General features: G+C 36.2%; 9 protein-coding genes and 2 tRNA genes. 9 read left to right on the forward strand and 2 right to left on the reverse strand.

Annotated features, from left to right (window positions below):
• The first annotated feature begins 49 nt into the window (after positions 1–49).
• Positions 50–121 (forward strand) — tRNA-Gly (locus KO493_RS07810).
• Positions 122–196: 75 nt separating this feature from the next.
• Positions 197–280, forward strand: a tRNA-Leu gene (locus KO493_RS07815).
• Positions 281–430: 150 nt separating this feature from the next.
• Here the strand turns inward: KO493_RS07815 and KO493_RS07820 are convergent.
• A complete protein-coding gene (locus KO493_RS07820; protein ID WP_216067384.1) occupies positions 431–1,033 on the reverse strand; it encodes an RNA polymerase sigma factor in 603 nt (200 codons plus the stop codon).
• A 116-nt stretch (positions 1,034–1,149) separates the two neighbouring features.
• Between KO493_RS07820 and KO493_RS07825 the strand changes: the two genes are divergently transcribed.
• The 5 genes from KO493_RS07825 (at position 1,150) to KO493_RS07845 (ending at position 14,610) form a co-directional block, all read left to right on the forward strand.
• Positions 1,150–2,316: a FecR family protein gene (locus KO493_RS07825; protein ID WP_216067385.1), complete on the forward strand. Its 1,167-nt coding sequence runs from the start codon at positions 1,150–1,152 to the stop codon at positions 2,314–2,316.
• Positions 2,317–2,432: 116 nt separating this feature from the next.
• Positions 2,433–5,855 (forward strand): SusC/RagA family TonB-linked outer membrane protein, encoded by a 3,423-nt coding sequence (locus KO493_RS07830; protein ID WP_216067386.1) that lies wholly within the window; start codon positions 2,433–2,435, stop codon positions 5,853–5,855.
• A 35-nt stretch (positions 5,856–5,890) separates the two neighbouring features.
• A complete protein-coding gene (locus tag KO493_RS07835) occupies positions 5,891–7,372 on the forward strand; it encodes a RagB/SusD family nutrient uptake outer membrane protein (RefSeq protein ID WP_216067387.1) in 1,482 nt (493 codons plus the stop codon).
• A gap of 714 nt (positions 7,373–8,086) precedes the next feature.
• Positions 8,087–11,212 carry a galactose-binding domain-containing protein gene (locus KO493_RS07840; RefSeq protein ID WP_216067388.1) on the forward strand — a complete coding sequence of 1,042 codons (3,126 nt, stop codon included), beginning with the start codon at positions 8,087–8,089 and terminating at the stop codon, positions 11,210–11,212.
• A 59-nt stretch (positions 11,213–11,271) separates the two neighbouring features.
• Positions 11,272–14,610, forward strand: coding sequence for a sulfatase-like hydrolase/transferase (locus KO493_RS07845; protein WP_216067389.1), 3,339 nt, complete (start codon positions 11,272–11,274; stop codon positions 14,608–14,610).
• A 276-nt stretch (positions 14,611–14,886) separates the two neighbouring features.
• Here KO493_RS07845 and KO493_RS07850 read toward each other — a convergent pair whose 3' ends face one another.
• On the reverse strand, positions 14,887–15,942 hold the full coding sequence (locus KO493_RS07850) for a LacI family DNA-binding transcriptional regulator (RefSeq protein ID WP_252723182.1): 1,056 nt from the start codon (positions 15,940–15,942) through the stop codon (positions 14,887–14,889).
• Positions 15,943–16,057: 115 nt separating this feature from the next.
• Between KO493_RS07850 and KO493_RS07855 the strand changes: the two genes are divergently transcribed.
• Both KO493_RS07855 and KO493_RS07860 read left to right on the forward strand, forming a co-directional pair.
• Positions 16,058–17,104 carry a sugar kinase gene (locus tag KO493_RS07855; protein ID WP_216067390.1) on the forward strand — a complete coding sequence of 349 codons (1,047 nt, stop codon included), beginning with the start codon at positions 16,058–16,060 and terminating at the stop codon, positions 17,102–17,104.
• Positions 17,105–17,150: 46 nt separating this feature from the next.
• The gene (locus KO493_RS07860; RefSeq protein WP_216067391.1) at positions 17,151–18,368 is read left to right on the forward strand and encodes a 6-phosphofructokinase; all 1,218 of its coding nucleotides are present in this window, start codon (positions 17,151–17,153) and stop codon (positions 18,366–18,368) included.
• The last annotated feature ends 7 nt before the right edge of the window (positions 18,369–18,375 follow it).

The raw sequence follows: 18,375 nt of genomic DNA on the forward strand, positions 1-18,375 counted from the left end.
ATTAAATTTGCACCCGCAATAGCAATGTTGCACGTTCATTAAAATGACTGCGAAAGTAGCTCAGGGGTAGAGCATCACCTTGCCAAGGTGGGGGTCGCGGGTTCAAATCCCGTCTTTCGCTCTGAAACTTTCTTAAAAATATACCAATGCTGAAGTGGTGATCCCGATAACTATCGGGAGGTAGACACTCAGGAATGCTGAAGTGGTGGAATTGGTAGACACGTTGGACTTAAAATCCAATGTCCATTAGGACGTACGGGTTCAAGTCCCGTCTTCAGTACTAAACCTCCTGTTAATCGTTTGATTTTCAGGAGGTTTTTTTATTTAAACCTTTTAGTTGTACGATTATGGTCTGCCTTTTTAAAACTTATTCTTTTTTATTTCCAAGGATCCCTTAAATTCATCTGAAATTAAAATAGGGCAAGTTGCATTAAGCTATTTTATCATGGGATGGATGATTTCCAAATATTAAAAATAAAATAGGGTACGCTTTGTCTCCAACTTTTTCACGAATAATACAAAAAGCTCTAGTCATTTGGCGTTCAACTGCCTTTGTAGATACTTTTAAATAATCAGCAATTTCCACGTTAGTTAAGCCCTCTTGTTTGCTTAATAAAAACACTTCTTTACATTTAGGAGGTAAGGTTTGAATTTCTTTCTTTACCAAAGCGATTAATTTTGAGGTATTTGCTGCGTTTTCTTCCTCAACAAGAGCATTTAATTTGCTGTTATAATGTTTTTCCATAGCTGTTAACCTCGTGTTTTTTCGGTATTGATCAATGAATTCATTATAAACAGATCGGTATAGAAAACCTTTAACAGAAAACTTGCCATTTAATTTGTTTCGCTGTTCCCAAAGTTTTAAAAATACATTTTGAACAATATCTTCTGCTAAAAACGGATCGCGACTAAGCCCTCTTGCATAAACACAAAGCTCATGATGGTGTAAATCGACGAGGTAGTTGTAGGCCTCTTGATTCCCTTTTTTAAGCTTTTTTAAAAATTCTATGTCATCTGACTTTTCTACTTTCAATGGTATTAAGAGGTTGAAAAAATTAAAATGATGAAAGTAAATATAGAAAAATTTTTATGAGAAAGCGTGGGGTATTTAAAAGGGCATACGTTATTATATAAGACGCGTGAATTATTATGAATAAAGAAATTGAAAATATAATTGTTAAGTTCTTGATTAGCAGTGCTAACGAAGAGGAGTTAGATCAATTAGGTGTTTGGCTTAAAACCAAAGAAAATGTTAAGTTATTTGGTGAATATATAGAAATTAATTATGCTTTAGATGTTAATTTTAACGAATTTGATAATAAAAACGTTAAAAATGCATTGTCTGAAAAGATAAAACAGGAGTCAAGTGTATTCTATAAGTATAAGGTTTATAACGTTTTAAAATACGCAGCTGTAGTTCTATTGTTTTTTGGTTTAGGGTTTATTTTTAAAGAACATTTTTTTGAAACACCTGTAGATGCAATTCCTGAAATAGTTAATACCAATATTAGTGTTGAGCCAGGGACAAATAAAGCGACTTTAACTTTGGAAGATGGTTCTTCTGTGGTGTTGGAGAAAGGAGGGGCTTTTCAAACTCAAAATGCAAATAGTAATGGTGAAGAAATTATCTATAATAAGACATCACAAAGCGTAACAGAGGTTACTTATAATTATTTAACCATTCCAAGAGCCGGTGAGTTCTTTATTGTTTTAGCCGACGGTACTAAAGTTTGGCTTAATTCTGAATCCCAATTGAAATACCCAATTAGTTTTGTTGAAGGGGAAACGCGACAGGTAGAGTTAGTCTATGGAGAAGCTTATTTTGATGTATCACCAAGTGAACTTCATAATGGTACCACATTTAAAGTATTAAACAATGCACAAGAAGTAGAGGTTTATGGAACAGAGTTCAATATCAAAGCCTATAAAGATGAAACCAATATCTATACAACACTAGTAGAAGGTAAAGTTTCTGTTGGTACTGCCGGTGTAAAACAAAATTTAGTACCAAATCAACAATCAAACTTAAATATGATAGATGGCAACATGACGGTAGCTACAGTTGATGTGATGAGTGAGATATCTTGGAAAAATGGCGTTTTTAGTTTCAATGGGAAGTCATTGAAAGATATAATGAAGGTCATTTCAAGATGGTACGATGTCGATGTAATATTTGAGAATTCAGAGTTAGAGACTATTACGTTTGTAGGTGTTTTAGGTAAAGACCAAAGTCTTAAAACGATTTTAGAAACAATAAAAACTTTAAGTATAATTAAAAACTATGAAATAAATGACAAAACAGTAAGACTAAATTAACATTAACAAAAGTAAAGGGAAAAGAGTTTAAACCGTGCAAAGTGTAAGACTCGATCCCCTTTTTATTTATTAATAATTGATTAATAACAATTAACCAACTAAAAACCACCAAATTTATGAAAATTAAACTAAAGAGTAGCTACTTCTCTGTAAGAAGAAAGTGGCTAATGAATATTATGAAAACTTTTATTTTTTTGTTTTTCGCCACTGCGTTTAGCCTATCACCAAGTAGTGTTATATCGCAAAATTCAAAAGTAATAATTGATGTAGATAAAGTGTTGACAGTCGATGAGGTCTTCTCGCTTATCAAGCAACAAACAGATTACAAGTTTATTTATCAAAAAGGGATATTTGATAAATTCCCCAAAGTACATCTAGCAAAAGGTAAAATTAAAACCATAAAGCTGTTAGAAAAGAGTTTGTCAAGAGGTGAATTTGAAATTTCACTTACTGAAGATGGTACGATTTTAATTGAAGAAAGTACCGTAGGTTATAATGAAATAACTCAGGGTGTTCAAGTATCGGGAAAAGTAACAGATAACTCTGGAATACCTTTACCTGGAGCTAACATTATTGAAAAAGGGACTTCAAATGGTACTCAAACTGATTTTGATGGCGATTTTTCTTTAACATTACAGAATGCTAATGGTGTACTTGTAATTTCGTATTTAGGATATACAACTAAAGAAGTACCGGTAGCTGGTCAAGCAAATTTCAAAATAATGCTTGATGAAGATGCATCTGACTTAGATGAGGTGATCGTTGTTGGTTATGGTCAACAAACAAAAAGAGAGCTTACAGGATCGATATCTTCTGTGAAATCTGAGGATATAGAGAAAATCGCAGTTACAGGATTAGACCAAGCAATTAATGGTAAAGCTGGTGGTGTACATGTATTACAAAATTCTGGTGCACCTGGAGGAAATATGTCCGTAAGAATTAGAGGTGTTGGTACCACAGGAAATAGTGAGCCATTATATGTTATTGATGGCGTGCCTGTTTTTAACGATAATAGCAACAGGAGTCGTGTTGAATTTGGTCAAAGCTCTAATGTTTTAAATAGTATTAATACAGCAGATATTGAATCTATTGAGGTTTTAAAAGATGGTGCATCGGCTTCTATTTATGGATCTAGATCGGCAAATGGAGTTGTACTTATTACAACTAAAAGTGGTAAAAACGGAAAGTATAGAGTGAACGTTGATAGTTATACTGGTATGCAATCTGTAAGAAAAAAAGTAGATCTGTTAGATGCGTCAGAATATGCAGGTTTAATGAACGAAATGTTTGGTGCAGCAGGTGTACCACTTAATCCTAGGTATAATAACCCAGAATCATTAGGTGAAGGTACAGATTGGCAGGATGCTATTTTTAGAAATGCAGCTGTTACTAATTTACAAGTCTCTGTTTCTGGAGGTAATGAGAAATCTCAGTTTTTATTATCTGGAGGGTATTTAAATCAAGAAGGTATAATAAAAAATTCCGATTTCAATAGATATTCATTTAGGTTTAATTCTAAGCATAAACTATCTGATAAGGTTTCAATTGGAAATAACATGACCGTAAGTCGTGTTAATGAAAATGTCGTGTTCTCTGATCAAGGTACAGAAGGTGTTGTTGGTGTTGCGCTTGGGTCTCACCCCACTGATGCTATTTATAATCCTGACGGAAGTTATGCTGGTTCTACAGATCCTTCACCTTATGGATATGTTAGAAATAATGCATTAGCTATTGCTGAACAACGTACGAACGAAAATAATAAATACCGTTTCTTAGGTAATATTTTCGCTGAATATGAAATTATAGACGGACTAAAATATAGGTTAAATTTAGCAGCAGATTTTCTTTATTCTAACTCAAATAACTTTGTACCTACTTATGCAAATGGAAACAGTGTGAATCCAACAGCGAGCGGTGCTAGATTTGATAGTAATGAACTTATATGGCTTACAGAACATACCTTAGGTTATTCTAAAGTTTTTAATGAAAGCCATAATCTGAACCTATTGGCTGGATTTAGTCAACAAGCTTCTAAATTAGAAACACACTTAGGTAGAAAAAACAATTACCCTGTAAATGATTTAATTTACTTAAATGCTGGAACTGCAGGAGATTCAGCTGAAGGTGGCGCATCAGAATGGGCATTGAGGTCATATTTTGGAAGAGTAAATTATAACTTTAAAGAGCGTTATTTATTTTCTGCTAGTGTAAGAGCCGATGGTTCTTCTAGATTTGCAGATGGAAATAGATATGGTTATTTCCCTGCATTTTCTGCAGGTTGGGTGATTTCAGATGAACCCTTTTTCGGAGGAGAAAATAATTCTACAGATTTAAAATTAAGAGCTAGTTGGGGGCAATCAGGAAACCAAGAAATAGCCTTATTTCAATACCTTCCTGTGCTGTCAACCAACGGATCTTATGTCTTGGGATCTGGATCTATTGCCCCTGGAGTTTTCTTACCACAAATAGCAAATCCAGATATTACATGGGAAACAACTTCTCAAACAGATATAGGAATAGATTTAGGTTTGTTTAAAAACAAATTAAATGTTACCGTAGATTATTACGATAAGTTGACTGAAGATATTTTACTTGCTCAAGTGATTCCTTTAACTGCTGGTTTATCACTTTCTGGATTTTCAGAATTTGGTACATCTGCTCCAAGAAACCCAATTGTAAATGCAGGTACTGTAAGAAACAAAGGTTTTGAAGCTGAAGTTAGTTATCGAGATGGTAAAGGTGATTTTACATGGGAAATTGGCGCAAACATTACAACTGTAGATAATGTTGTAGAAAGTTTGGGCTCGGGTTCAACAATTATAAATAGTAATGCAAACTTTGAAACACGTACAGAAGTAGGTCAGCCAATAGGTTCTTTTTATGGCTACGTAACAGATGGTATTTTTGATACAGCAGCTGAAGTAGCTGCACATGCTACGCAACCAGGAGCTGCGCCAGGGGATATAAGATTTAAAGATATCGTAGAAGATGGTGTTATTGATGATAAGGACAGAACGTTTATTGGTAATCCAATACCAGATTTCTATTATGGATTAAATGCGCAATTGGGATATAAAAACCTAGATTTTAATTTCTCATTTCAAGGAGTTAGTGGTAATGATATTTATAATGTTGTTCAAATAAGAAATGAAGGCATGACCACCAACGATAATAAATACAGTACGGTACTGGATAGATGGACAGGGCCAGGAACTAGTAATACGATTCCAAGAGCAGATGCATCAAGTGGTAATAACAATAGTAGAATTTCAGATAGATATGTGCATGATGGGTCTTATTTAAGATTACAAAATGTTCAATTAGGTTATACGCTTTCTTCAGGACTTACAAATAGATGGGGTATTGATAAAATGAGATTATATGTGTCTGCCCAAAATGTTTTTGTGGCAACAAAATATAAAATTGGTCATGATCCAGAAATTGGTGCATTTAACCAAAATAACCTTAATTCAGGTATAGATAGAGGGGCTTATCCTATTCCAAGAACTTTCTTAATAGGTTTTAATTTAGGCTTATAATTCTAAACTTAATTATTTAACTAAACTTTATAAACATGAAAAAAATAATATATACAGTAGCCATTATAACTCTTTTCATATTAGGGAGTTGTTCTAGTGATTTTTTAGATAAAAAACCCTTAGATCAATTTACCACTGATGTGTTTTTTAAAACTCAAGAGCACGCTATACAAGCCATAAATGCATCATATGATCCTTTTCAATTTTGGGAGTATTATGCTAATTTCTTTATTTATACAGGAAATATAGCATCAGACGACGCGGTTAAAGGTGGATTTGGAGCAGGAGATCAAGCGCAATATCAACTATTAAATGATTTTAATATTTTCCCTGATAATGCTGCGTTAAGACACAGGTGGCAAGCCATCTATACTGGGATAGCAAGGGCGAATATTACACTTGATAATGTGCCTAATATTGATATGGACGCAACTTTAAGATCAAGAATTCTTGGAGAGGCTAAATTTATCAGAGCATTAAATTATTACAATTTAGTTATAGCTTATGGAGGTGTGCCGTTGATAACTACTCAAATGGGAATTGATGAGCAAAATGTACCTAGAGCAACTGCAGCAGATACTTGGGCTCAAATTGAGCAAGATTTAGAAGAAGCAGCGAGTGTTTTACCTTTAGCAACTTCTTACGATGCTTCTAATGTTGGTAGGGCTTCTCGTGGAGCTGCATACGGATTATTAGGAAAAGCATTGGTGTATCAAGGTAAATGGCAAGAAGCAGAGGTGGCCTTGAAGAAAGTTACTGAAGGTTCTGGCGCTGTTTATGATTTGGTTGCTGATTACAGATCGCTTTTTGATGGTAATGCTGAAAATTCAGTGGAAAGCTTATTTGAAGTTCAATTTGCGGCTGGTATTTCTGTATTGCCATGGGAAACACCTGCAGATCAAAATGGATCATCGCTTAATACTACAAATGGTCCACAAGGTACCGGATTTGATGGATGGGGATTTAATACGCCAACGCAAAATTTAGTCGATGCTTATGAAAAAACGGTGACTTTACAAGATGATCCTAGACTTATTGCAACCATTTTTAGAGATGGAGATGTTGTTGGTGGACTTACTTATACAGCTCAGGCTCCTACAGGTTACAGAAATAAAAAATATGTGGTAGGTCCTGAAGGTACTAGCGTTATCGATTCTCCAGTAAATTTTAAGGTTTTAAGATATGCTGATATTCTTTTATTGTTATCAGAAGCACTTAATGAGCAAGGGAAAACTGCAGAAGCTGAAATTTATTTGAATCGTGTGCGTAATAGAGCAAATTTAGTATCTATAAATGGAAGTTCTAAAGATGCTTTAAGAGATATTATATACCATGAAAGACGTGTGGAGTTAGCCATGGAAGGTGAACGCTTTTTTGATTTAGTAAGAACTGGTCAAGCCGCAACAGTTTTATCAGGAAGTGGTTTTGTATCGCCAAAACATAACTTATTGCCTATACCTCAGGCAGAGATGGATGTTAATACCGCCTTAAAAGGAAATCAAAATCCAGGATATTAATTTCTAATCACACAATAAATGATTAAATAAAAAAGGGAACATATTATTTTAAATTATAATGTGTTTCCTTTTTTTTTGTATTAAAACCACAGACACACATTCTTTTATTATGATTTTTAATCATAATAATCTGCACTATTAGATTAATAACAGCGTACATTCTGTTTGAATTCTAACTAAGCCATGTCAAGAAACCTATCGAGTTTGACATGACTCCATCAAGTTTGTTCATGGGTAAATAATAAACCATGAAAATGGGGTATAGCGATGAAATAATCAGTATTAACTACCAAAAAAATAGATTAAAGATTGCACTATTGTTTATGAGGTGAAATGCAGAGATGCCGATTCAAATCTTCTACTAGAAGAGACAATACTTTGGCTTCATAATTTAGAAAAAGAATCAAGAATAGAATATCATAAACAAGTTGTAGTCACCGCTTGTTTAAGGCTAAATTAAATACCGCATTTGCTCATGTGGAAGTTTAAATAAAAGACATAATACAAGATTAACTTATAGCTTGTTGTTTAATCGTAGTATGTCAATACGCCAAATTGCTACAGAATTTTTAATCCAAACCTACAGGATTAAGGTTCAAAATAAAGAATTGTTGGTTTTTATTGTTTAATGCAAATAAACCTGGTCATCATCATTTAATGATATGTATCCAACTATTCATCTCTCAATAAATTATTAATTTAAAACCTATTAAGATGAATTTAAAATTTACAGCAATTTTCACATTCCTTTTGGTTGCAGGATCTATGATCCAAACCAATGCACAACAACACGATTATGGTTCAAAAAGCTATGGTATATTTATACATCATGGCTGGGGAGGTACAGCAGAAAGTCAGTATGGGTGTGCGATCACACCATATCCTGATGGTTCTTACCCTCAAAACGTTGATGAGACAGCCGATAATTTCGACGTACAAGGCTTTGTGGACGATATCGCCGCAATGAAACCAGAGTATCTAATATTCACAGCATGGCATTGTTGGCAGCATCCATTATATCCAAGTGATGTGCTGGATAGTTGGCTGGGTGAAGGTCACTGTTCTCAGCGAGATGTATTGCAGGAAATACTTGATGCCTGCGAAGCCATTGATCTTGATGTATATTGGTATATACAACCTTCGGAGGCTCATAATTTTACGCCTGAAGAACAAGCAGCAGTTGGGTATGTAAATAGAAGTACACCAACAGAAACTTACAACGATTTCCTTAATGAGTTGATCGCCGAATTGACAAATCGTTATAAATCTCAAGTTAAAGGATTCTGGTTTGACAAAGGTTTGTCCTATGGTTGTACAGATAGACCACGTATTGGGGAAACAATTAGATCTATAATGCCAGATGCCATTCTGATAGCGAATACTTACGCTAACGAGAGTGCTGATTTTGGTGCCCTTGAGACGAAGAGCCCGACTCAAACTTTCGAAAACTTGGGAGGATACCCTAATGTTTCTAATTTTGATGAGAACACATGGCCAGCCTGGGAGAGATCCGTTTCTTTTGTTTCAGATCAAAGTTGGACTGCAACCCCTGGAAGTATTCGTTATACAAGTGAACAGATGTATAGGTACACTGTGCTTCAGGCTGGTGTAAACGAAGAAGGTGGAGGCGTGGCATGGGCAATGGGTACGTACGCCGATATGTCTTGGAATCCTGGTGTACGCTCTGGGATGATAGAATTAGGAGAAAAGATCGATGCAGTTGGAGAGTCTATTAAAAGTACGGTGCCGAGTGATTCATGGCCTAAGCCAGAAGGAACGCGGCTTCAAGAATTAGAATGGGGTATTGCAACCCGATCGGTCGATGGTGACTTCGAATACCTACATGTATTGGTTGCTCCTTCAGGAAATACGCTAACTATTGATGCGCCAGAAGACGGAAGAGTATATACTTCTGCTGTTAACTTACGTACAGGCAACGCTTGTACTTTTTCTCAGACTTCGAATCAGGTAAATGTCACTTTAGATTCTAGTGATTCATGGGACGCGGTGGATACAGTAATAAAATTAACTGCAGATGGCGGTTCATCACCTAACAGTGGTAACATTGCATTAAACGGTACAGCTTCTCAATCATCTACAGACTATACAGGAATTGCTTCTAGAGCTATCGATGATAACACCGATGGCGCATGGGCTAGTGGATCTGTTACGCATACTAGCGCTGAGGACAATGCTTGGTGGGAAGTCGATTTAGGTGATGAAAATGAAATTGATGAAATAGTTGTCTTCAATCGTACAGATGTAGCCTACATGGATAGGTTAAGTGATTTTACCGTGTCTGTAATAAATGACAATGGAGTAACAACCTTCTCACAGACAATTTCAGGAACTCCAACGCCATCCATAACTGTAAGTGCCGGTTGTGCTTTAGGGCGTACTGTTAGAGTTCAACTGAACACGACTAACACGCCATTATCTTTAGCTGAAGTGGAAGTATATACCTGCAACCCAGTAGTTGGGGCAACAGGAGTTAGCGTTTCACCTTCTAGCACTTCATTAACCGTAGGAGCAACCCGCCAAGTTAATGCGAACTTGTTGCCTGCAAATGCAAGCAATCAGGATGTTACCTGGGAAACTAGTGATGCTTCAATTGCTTCAGTGGATTCTAATGGTTTGGTAACAGCACTAAGTAACGGAACAGCAATAATTACTGGTACTACTGTAGATGGAGGATTTACCGATGATTGTACCATTACTGTGTTATATTCCGGTGGAAACTTGGCATTAAATGGCACGGCCTCACAATCATCAACAGCTTATACTGGCGATGCATCTAGAGCTATTGATAACAATACTGATGGGGTGTGGTCCAGTGGATCCGTTACCCACACATCTCCTGAAGAAAACCCATGGTGGGAGGTTGATCTTGGTGGTTTATATAGCATTGCGGAAATCAATATATTTGGTAGAACGGATGCATGTTGTGCGGCGAGGCTGTCAGATTACACAGTATCTGTTATCAATGATGACCAAACGCCATTTTCTGCAAATTTAACGGACTTCCCCGAAGGCTCAGTTAGCGCGGGCGGTGTTTATGGCCGTATCATTAGGATTCAATTAAATGCGACTAACACCGCACTTTCATTAGCCGAAGTACAGATATTTGAAGGGGATGGTCCAGTTAATCCAACTGTAAATACCTTTACAATACAGGAAAATGAAATAGGTTTTTGCTCAGTTGATGGGAAAATTAGTAACAATAATTTAGACTACACTGGTGATGGATTTGCAAATACATCAAACGCCTTGGGTAATGGCGTTAATTGGGAAATTGATGGATCGGCTGGTTCTTATAACTTAACATGGCGATATGCCAGCGCAAATAGTAGAGCAGGAGATCTTTTTATAGATGGAACAGAAGTTGCAACTAATGTTGTTTCAGTTTCTTCAGGTAGTTGGTCAACCTGGATTACAGAGTCAATTACAGTGTCATTGGCTGCTGGTGTTAAAACAGTCCGACTCGAGGCCACCACCGCTTTAGGTTTGGGTAATATAGATTACTTAGAAGTAACAGGTCCAGATGCTGCTGCATCAGGATGTTTAGATACAGCGAAATTTACTTCAAATAAGCTAGTTGAAGAAAATAATTCTATGTTTAAGATTTATCCAAACCCGGTAGAGAACATGGTGACTATTCAATTAGAAACAACTGAACGTGCCGATTATGAGGTTTTAAGTATTTCAGGACAAGTTATGCGTTCGGGAGTTATCAACAACGGTACTAGTGTTCTAGATTTAAGTAGTTTGAATTCAGGATTCTACCTAATTAAAGTAACGGGAGCATCTACTTCACAAATTAGAAAAATGATCAAGAATTAAAAGATTTCATTAAAAAGTACTGGCAAACGCTGGTACTTTTTTTAATAACCTTTAAAATTATGAACACACTAAAAAAGATAAAGATATTAAGTGTTATGCTATTTTGTTTGACTCTTAGTTTGAAGAGTTTTTCGCAGGATCAACCAAATATTATTTACATATTAACCGATGATCTGGGCTATGGTGATATTTCAGCTTATTATGAAGATGGTAAAATAAATACGCCCAATATTGATAAACTTGCGGCAGAAGGCCTAATGTTTACCGATGCGCATACCACATCATCTGTTTGTACTCCCACGAGATATAGCATTTTAACGGGTAGGTACAATTGGAGAACTGAATTAAAATCGTCCGTTTTAGATGGGGAATCAGAATCCCTCATCCCAAGTGACAGGAAAACAGTTGCATCTATGCTACAAAGTAATGGCTACCAAACAGCCTATATCGGAAAATGGCATTTGGGTTGGAATTGGGCCATGTCGGGTGGAGATATAGATTTCTCACAACCCTTGACTCATGGGCCAAACGACCTGGGATTTGATTATGCTTTTGGTCATTGCGGATCTTTAGATATGGCACCTTATGTGTACGTTGAAAATGGAATGCCGACAAGCGTACCCACGGTGTATACCAGCAATACAGGTCAGCAATCATGGAGGCATGGTCTTACGGCAGACGATTTTGTGCACGAAGATGTGACGCCTAACTTTATTAACCTCGCCATAGACTATGTTGAAGAAAATGCCAATGGAAACGAACCGTTCTTTTTGTACCTTCCTTTGCCATCACCTCATACGCCTATTTTGCCTACCGAAGAATTTTTAGGTACAAGTGGATTGGGCTTGTATGGCGATTTTGTAATCATGGTTGATGACTATATTGGTAGATTGTTGGATCAGGTTGAAGCTTCTGGAATTGAGAATAATACCCTGATCATTTTTACATCTGATAACGGATGTTCACCAAAAGCCAATTTTTCAGCTCTAGCGAAAAATGGACACGACCCTAGTGGGATTTACCGTGGTATGAAATCCGACATTTTTGAAGGCGGCCATAGGGTACCCTTTATTGCCAAATGGCCTAATAAAATACAAGCAGGTCAAGTGTCTGATGCATTGATTTCTACCGCCGATTTTATGGCTACATGTGCAGATATCGTAGGGTATAATTTATTGGATGATGAAGGTGAGGATAGTTATAGCATGATGCCTTTGCTAGAAAATAATCCTGGCTCTTTCTTAAGAGAGGCAGCTGTCACGCATGCTATTGATGGCGATTTTGCCATCACTAAAGACGGTTGGAAATTAATTTTGTGTCCGGGTTCTGGTGGTTGGAGTGATCCAACAGCTGCTAATACAGGTGGGTTGCCAGCTATTCAATTGTATAATTTAAATAATGATCCAAGTGAAACGAATAACCTTCAAACCTCTAATGCCGCTAAGGTAAACGAATTAGGTTCCCTTCTGAAAAAATATATCTTAGATGGGAGAAGTACTCCTGGGGCCCAGCAGGATAATGATCCGATTAATTTCGAATGGACACAGATTGATTTTATAGATGATTATGAATATGATGGAGGTGGAGGTAATGAAGACGATGAAAACCTCGCTTTAGGAGGCACAGCATCTCAATCTTCAACAGATTATGATGCTCAAGCATCACGCGCTATTGATGGCAATACCAATGGGAAATGGTCAGGTGGATCAGTCACTCATACACTTGCTGAAGACAACCCATGGTGGGAGGTTGATCTAGGTGCTAATGCAAATATTGGTGATATAGTAATATATAACCGTTCGGATGCTTGTTGCATAGATAGGTTATCAGATTTCACAATTACTATAAGAGATAACAATGATAACGAAGTTTATTCTAGAGATGTAACTGGCTATCCTAATCCAGCCTCAACATATAATGCAGGTGGTGTAACAGGTAGAACTGTCAGGATCACGTCAAACTTATCATGGGCATTAACTATCGCTGAGGTTGAGGTTTATGGCGTAGGGAGTTCGAGTGTTCCGGTAACCGGAGTTAGTGTTTCTCCTTCTAGCGCATCATTAACTATTGGTAATACACAACAACTGAATGCGACTGTAAGCCCAGCAAATGCAAGCAATCAGAATATTACTTGGAGTACTAGTAATGGTTCAGTCGCGACAGTAAATTCAAATGGATTGGTTACAGCACAAGGTGCAGGATCAGTAACAATTACTGCCACTACCGCCGATGGAGGATTTACCGATAATTGTTCAGTTACGGTTACAGTTCCTTCAACAGGTGGGAATCTGGCTTTGAATGGAACAGCTTCACAATCATCACTAGCCTCTGGTGGTATACCTTCCCGTGCTATCGATGGAGATACTAACGGTAAATGGGCGGGTGGTTCAGTTACTCATACGGCTAGTACAGCAAATCCATGGTGGCAAGTTGATTTGGGCTTTGATACAACCATTGGGGATATCAATGTCTTCGGTCGAACTGATGCTTGTTGTATAGATAGGTTATCTAACTTTACGGTTTCTGTTATTAATAGCAGTGATGTAACGACCTATTCCAATACTTATACTACTTATCCTGACCCTTCAGTTAGCATGAATGCAGGAAACGTACAGGGTAAGATTATAAAAATTCAGTTGAACGCTACCAGTGCATTGTCATTGGCCGAAGTACAGGTGTATGAAGGAGGAGGTTCAAGCAACCCAACGATCAATACCTTTATCATACAGGAAAATGAAACTGGTTTTTGTTCGGTAGATGGTAACGTTAATAACAATAACCTCAACTACACGGGTGATGGATTTGCTAATACAGCAAATGCGCTTGGTAATGGTGTGAATTGGGAAATTGATGGATCAGCTGGTTCATATACATTTACCTGGGGATATGCCAGCACAACGAGCAGACCGGGCGCCCTTTTGATAAATGGTGCGACAGTTGCAAGTAGCGTTGAATTTAATCCTTCAGGTGGTTGGTCAACTTGGACTACTACTGGATCAACAACAGTCACATTAGGAGCTGGTGTTAAAACAGTAAGACTTGAAGCCACTGGTGCCTCAGGATTGGGTAATATTGACTTCATGGAAGTCACTGGGCCGGATGCTACTGCATCAGGATGTTTAGAAACAGCGAAATTTACTTCAAATAAGTCAGTTGAAGAAAATACTTCTATGTTTAAAATCTACCCGAATCCGGTTGATGGACAGGTTAATATTGATTTAGCAAATGATGAGAATGCCCAATATCAAATTCTAAACACTTCAGGACAAGTTATGTTAACTGGCTATATTACTGGAGGAAAGCGTGCAGTTGATTTAAATAATTTCGAAGCTGGATTTTATCTAATTAAAGTAACGGGAGCATCTACTTCGCAAATTAGAAAAATAATCAAGAATTAATTGAGTACATAAAAATTTAAAGACCTTATAAAAGAGGCTGTACAAAAAGTATTAAAGTACGTTATTCTGAATTTATTTTAGAATCGCATCAATTTGATAACCAATCATTATGAGAGCCTGGATCAAGTTCAGGTTGACGAAAACTTTACTTTTAGACAGCTTCTTTTTTTTATTGAATTTTTTTAAAAATCATAAAAGGATTTTAAGTCCATTACTAAGTTCACCTAAAACAAAGCAGATTATCATTGAATAAAATGATTTTAGAAATTTAGGCTTTTATTTTTTCGAAGAATCTCTAACGATAAGTTCGGCCTCAAGAATTTTTTTGTTTAAACTTTGTTTTATTACAGGAGATTTCATGTGTTCTAAAAAGGTCTTGGCGGCTAATTTGCCAATTTCCTCACTATGTTGATTGATGCTTGTAATGGAAGGCGAAACCATAGCTGTAAAAGGTTCGTTACCAAAGCCAACCAGTGCGATGTCTTCAGGTACTTTTATTTTACTTTCCTTTAAAACCTGTAACGCTCCTAAAGCAGCGTAATCACTAGCAACATAAACAGCGTCTGGTCTGTCTTTTAATCTTAAAAGTTGTTTCATTTTTTTTCTGCCATCATCAATAGATAAACTACTTTCAAGAAGTAGCTCGTCTTCGAGAGGTAAATTATGTTCCTTTAGGGCATCAATATAACCACGAATACGGTTGTTGAAAATTCTAGTATGTTTATAGCCTCCAATATGAGCAATGCGCTTGCAGCCTTGGTCAACTAAATGTTTTACTATAATATGACTGCTTTTGTAATCGTCTATACCTATGTAGTCAACGTTCAAATCATTTTCACCGCGGTCGAATAATATAAGGGGAATGCCTTTTGTTTTAATCTTATTAAAATAGGACAAATCTATGGTCTCATTAGCCATAGATGCAATAATACCATCTACTTGTGTGTATAAAAGAGTATCAATGTTATCACATTCTTTTTTATAGGACTCATTAGAATGGGTCATGATAATATTATAACCTTTTTTATTGAGAACCTCCTCCATACTTTGCACAACACCTGAAAAAAAATGACTATTAGTTCTCGGGGCAATAATGCCAACTAAGTTACTTTTTCCTTTTCTAAGCGCACTAGCCAGATGATTGGGGTGATAATTTAGGTTTTTTGCGACCTGTCTTACCGCTTTTTTAGTTTTTTCGCTAATACGTGAATCGTCATGAAGCGCTTTAGAAACCGCTGCAGGAGAAATACTTAGCACGTTAGCTATATCTTTTATGGTTGTTTTTTTTTTGATATTTATTTTTTTTATATCTTTGCTTAAACGTTTAAGCAAAGGTAATTCTTAAATTTTAATAATCAAAACGTGATATGTTGGGTTATTGAGTTTTTTTTAAGTTTTGCTTAAACGTTTAAACAAAATACTTTTTATAATATTAAATAAAATAGAAATGAGTAAAGTAGTAACGTTTGGAGAAATCATGTTAAGATTAGCTCCTCAAGGATTTTTAAGATTTTCTCAAGCGAACAATTTTGATGTTGTTTATGGTGGTGGTGAATCTAACGTAGCAGTATCATTAGCTAATTATGGTGTTTCTTGTGATTTTGTAACACGTTTACCTAAGAATGACATTGGTGAGTGTGCTATGATGGAGATGCGTAAAAGAGGCGTTGGTGTTGATAAGATTGTATGGGGTGGAGACCGTTTAGGAATTTATTTCTTAGAAACTGGAGCCGTATCTAGAGGATCTAAAGTAGTTTACGATAGAGCGTATTCTTCAATGTCTACCATTGAGTCAGGAATGATTGATTGGGATGCTGTTTTCGAAGGTGTAGAGTGGTTTCACTGGACTGGTATTACTCCAGCAATTTCTCAAAGTTCTGCAGATGTTTGTTTAGAAGCTGTAAAAGCGGCTAGTGCAAAAGGCATTACTATTTCTACAGATTTAAATTACCGCGCTAAATTATGGAACTTCTGTGATGATGCTCATAGAGAATCTATCATGACCGAATTAACATCTTACTGTGATGTTGTTTTAGGAAATGAAGAAGATGCAGAAATGCACTTTGGAATTAAGCCTGATGGTGCTGCTGTTCAAACGGCTGGACACGATGTTAAAGCGGAAGCTTTTTTATCTGTTTGTAAGCAAATGATGGAAAAATTCCCTAAAGCTAAAAAAGTAATTACAACATTAAGAGGCTCTATCTCTGCTTCTCATAACACATGGGCTGGCGTATTATACGATGGAACTAAAATGTTAGAAACACGTCAATACCAAATTACAGATATCGTTGATAGAGTAGGTGGTGGTGATTCATTCATGGGAGGTTTAATCTACGGATTATTAACGTACCCTGATAACGATCAAAATGCATTAGACTTTGCAGTTGCTGCATCTTGTTTAAAACACACTATTAAAGGTGATGCGAACTTAGTTACTGTTGCTGAGGTTAACAAACTTATGGGTGGTGATGCTTCTGGTCGTGTAGCTAGATAATCCACATTAATTGTTTTAAAATTATATAAAGTACGATAAAGTAAAAATGGAAAAATCTATTGCGATTATCTGTGGGGGCGGTCCTGCACCTGGAATTAATACAGTTGTAAGCACCATAGCTAAAACTTTTATAAAAGATGGCTATAAGGTTATTGGAGTTCATCACGGATTTAAAGGCATACTTGCTGAAAATCCAGAAGTAAAGATTTTTGATTTTGCACTTGCAGATCGTATTTTTAGTCGAGGTGGCTCTACCATTACAATGAGTAGATTTAAACCGAAAGACAGCGATTTTAAAGCAGATTTTTTTAAAAATAATAATGTCAAATTATTGGTAACTATTGGCGGTGACGATACAGCATCGACCGCCAATAGGTTAACCAAATATCTTCAAAAACAAGAGCTCGATGTGGCTCATGTACACGTTCCTAAAACCATTGATAACGATTTGCCTTTGCCTGATAGAAATCCAACTTTCGGATTTCACACGGCTAAAGACGAGGGGGTTAGAATTGGTAATACCGTTTATGAAGATGCTAGAACCAGTGAGAATTGGTTTGTAATGTCGGCTATGGGACGCTCGGCTGGACATTTAGCTTTCGGAATCGCTTCTGCATGTCATTTTCAAATGATGATTATTCCAGAAATGTTTAATAATACCAAAATTACTTTCGATAAGCTTATTAATATGATTGTGTCTTCCATTGTAAAATGTAAGATCAAAGGTATTGAATATGGCGTAGCGCTTGTAAGTGAAGGAGTTTTTCATTTCATGGATGAAGAAGAAATTATTAATTCCGATATTAATTTTACTTACGATGATCACGGTCATCCAGAATTAGGAAACGTAAGTAAATCACATATTTTTAACTATCTATTACAGGTAAAACTGAAAGAGATTGGTTTAAAAGTGAAAACAAGACCCGTAGAGCTTGGTTACGAATTAAGATGTTGTAACCCCATTGCATTCGATTTAACATTATGTTCTTTATTAGGCATTGGTGTTAAAAAATTATTTGATCAGGGTATCTCTGGTTGTATCGTGAGTGCAAACTCTAATGGTGATATTGCGCCTTTGTTTTTAAAGGATTTTGAAGATGAAAGCGGAAAAATTCCACCAAGATTAGTCGATATCGAATCAGATATGGCTCAGCTTTTTATTAATAATTTATTCTTTATTCAAGAAAAAGATTATGAAAAAGCAAAACAATATTTACCAAATCCAGAAGCATACGATTTTAAGAAAATCTTAAACTGGAATTAAAAAATTT

This window comes from Pseudotamlana agarivorans (assembly GCF_018860245.1).
Classification (GTDB): domain Bacteria; phylum Bacteroidota; class Bacteroidia; order Flavobacteriales; family Flavobacteriaceae; genus Pseudotamlana; species Pseudotamlana agarivorans_A.

Coding starts and splice junctions, on each gene's coding strand:
- KO493_RS07825 (WP_216067385.1), top strand. CDS start 1,150: ATGAATAAAGAAATTGAAAATATAATTGTTAAGTTCTTGATTAGCAGT.
- KO493_RS07830 (WP_216067386.1), top strand. CDS start 2,433: ATGAAAATTAAACTAAAGAGTAGCTACTTCTCTGTAAGAAGAAAGTGG.
- KO493_RS07835 (WP_216067387.1), top strand. CDS start 5,891: ATGAAAAAAATAATATATACAGTAGCCATTATAACTCTTTTCATATTA.
- KO493_RS07840 (WP_216067388.1), top strand. CDS start 8,087: ATGAATTTAAAATTTACAGCAATTTTCACATTCCTTTTGGTTGCAGGA.
- KO493_RS07845 (WP_216067389.1), top strand. CDS start 11,272: ATGAACACACTAAAAAAGATAAAGATATTAAGTGTTATGCTATTTTGT.
- KO493_RS07855 (WP_216067390.1), top strand. CDS start 16,058: ATGAGTAAAGTAGTAACGTTTGGAGAAATCATGTTAAGATTAGCTCCT.
- KO493_RS07860 (WP_216067391.1), top strand. CDS start 17,151: ATGGAAAAATCTATTGCGATTATCTGTGGGGGCGGTCCTGCACCTGGA.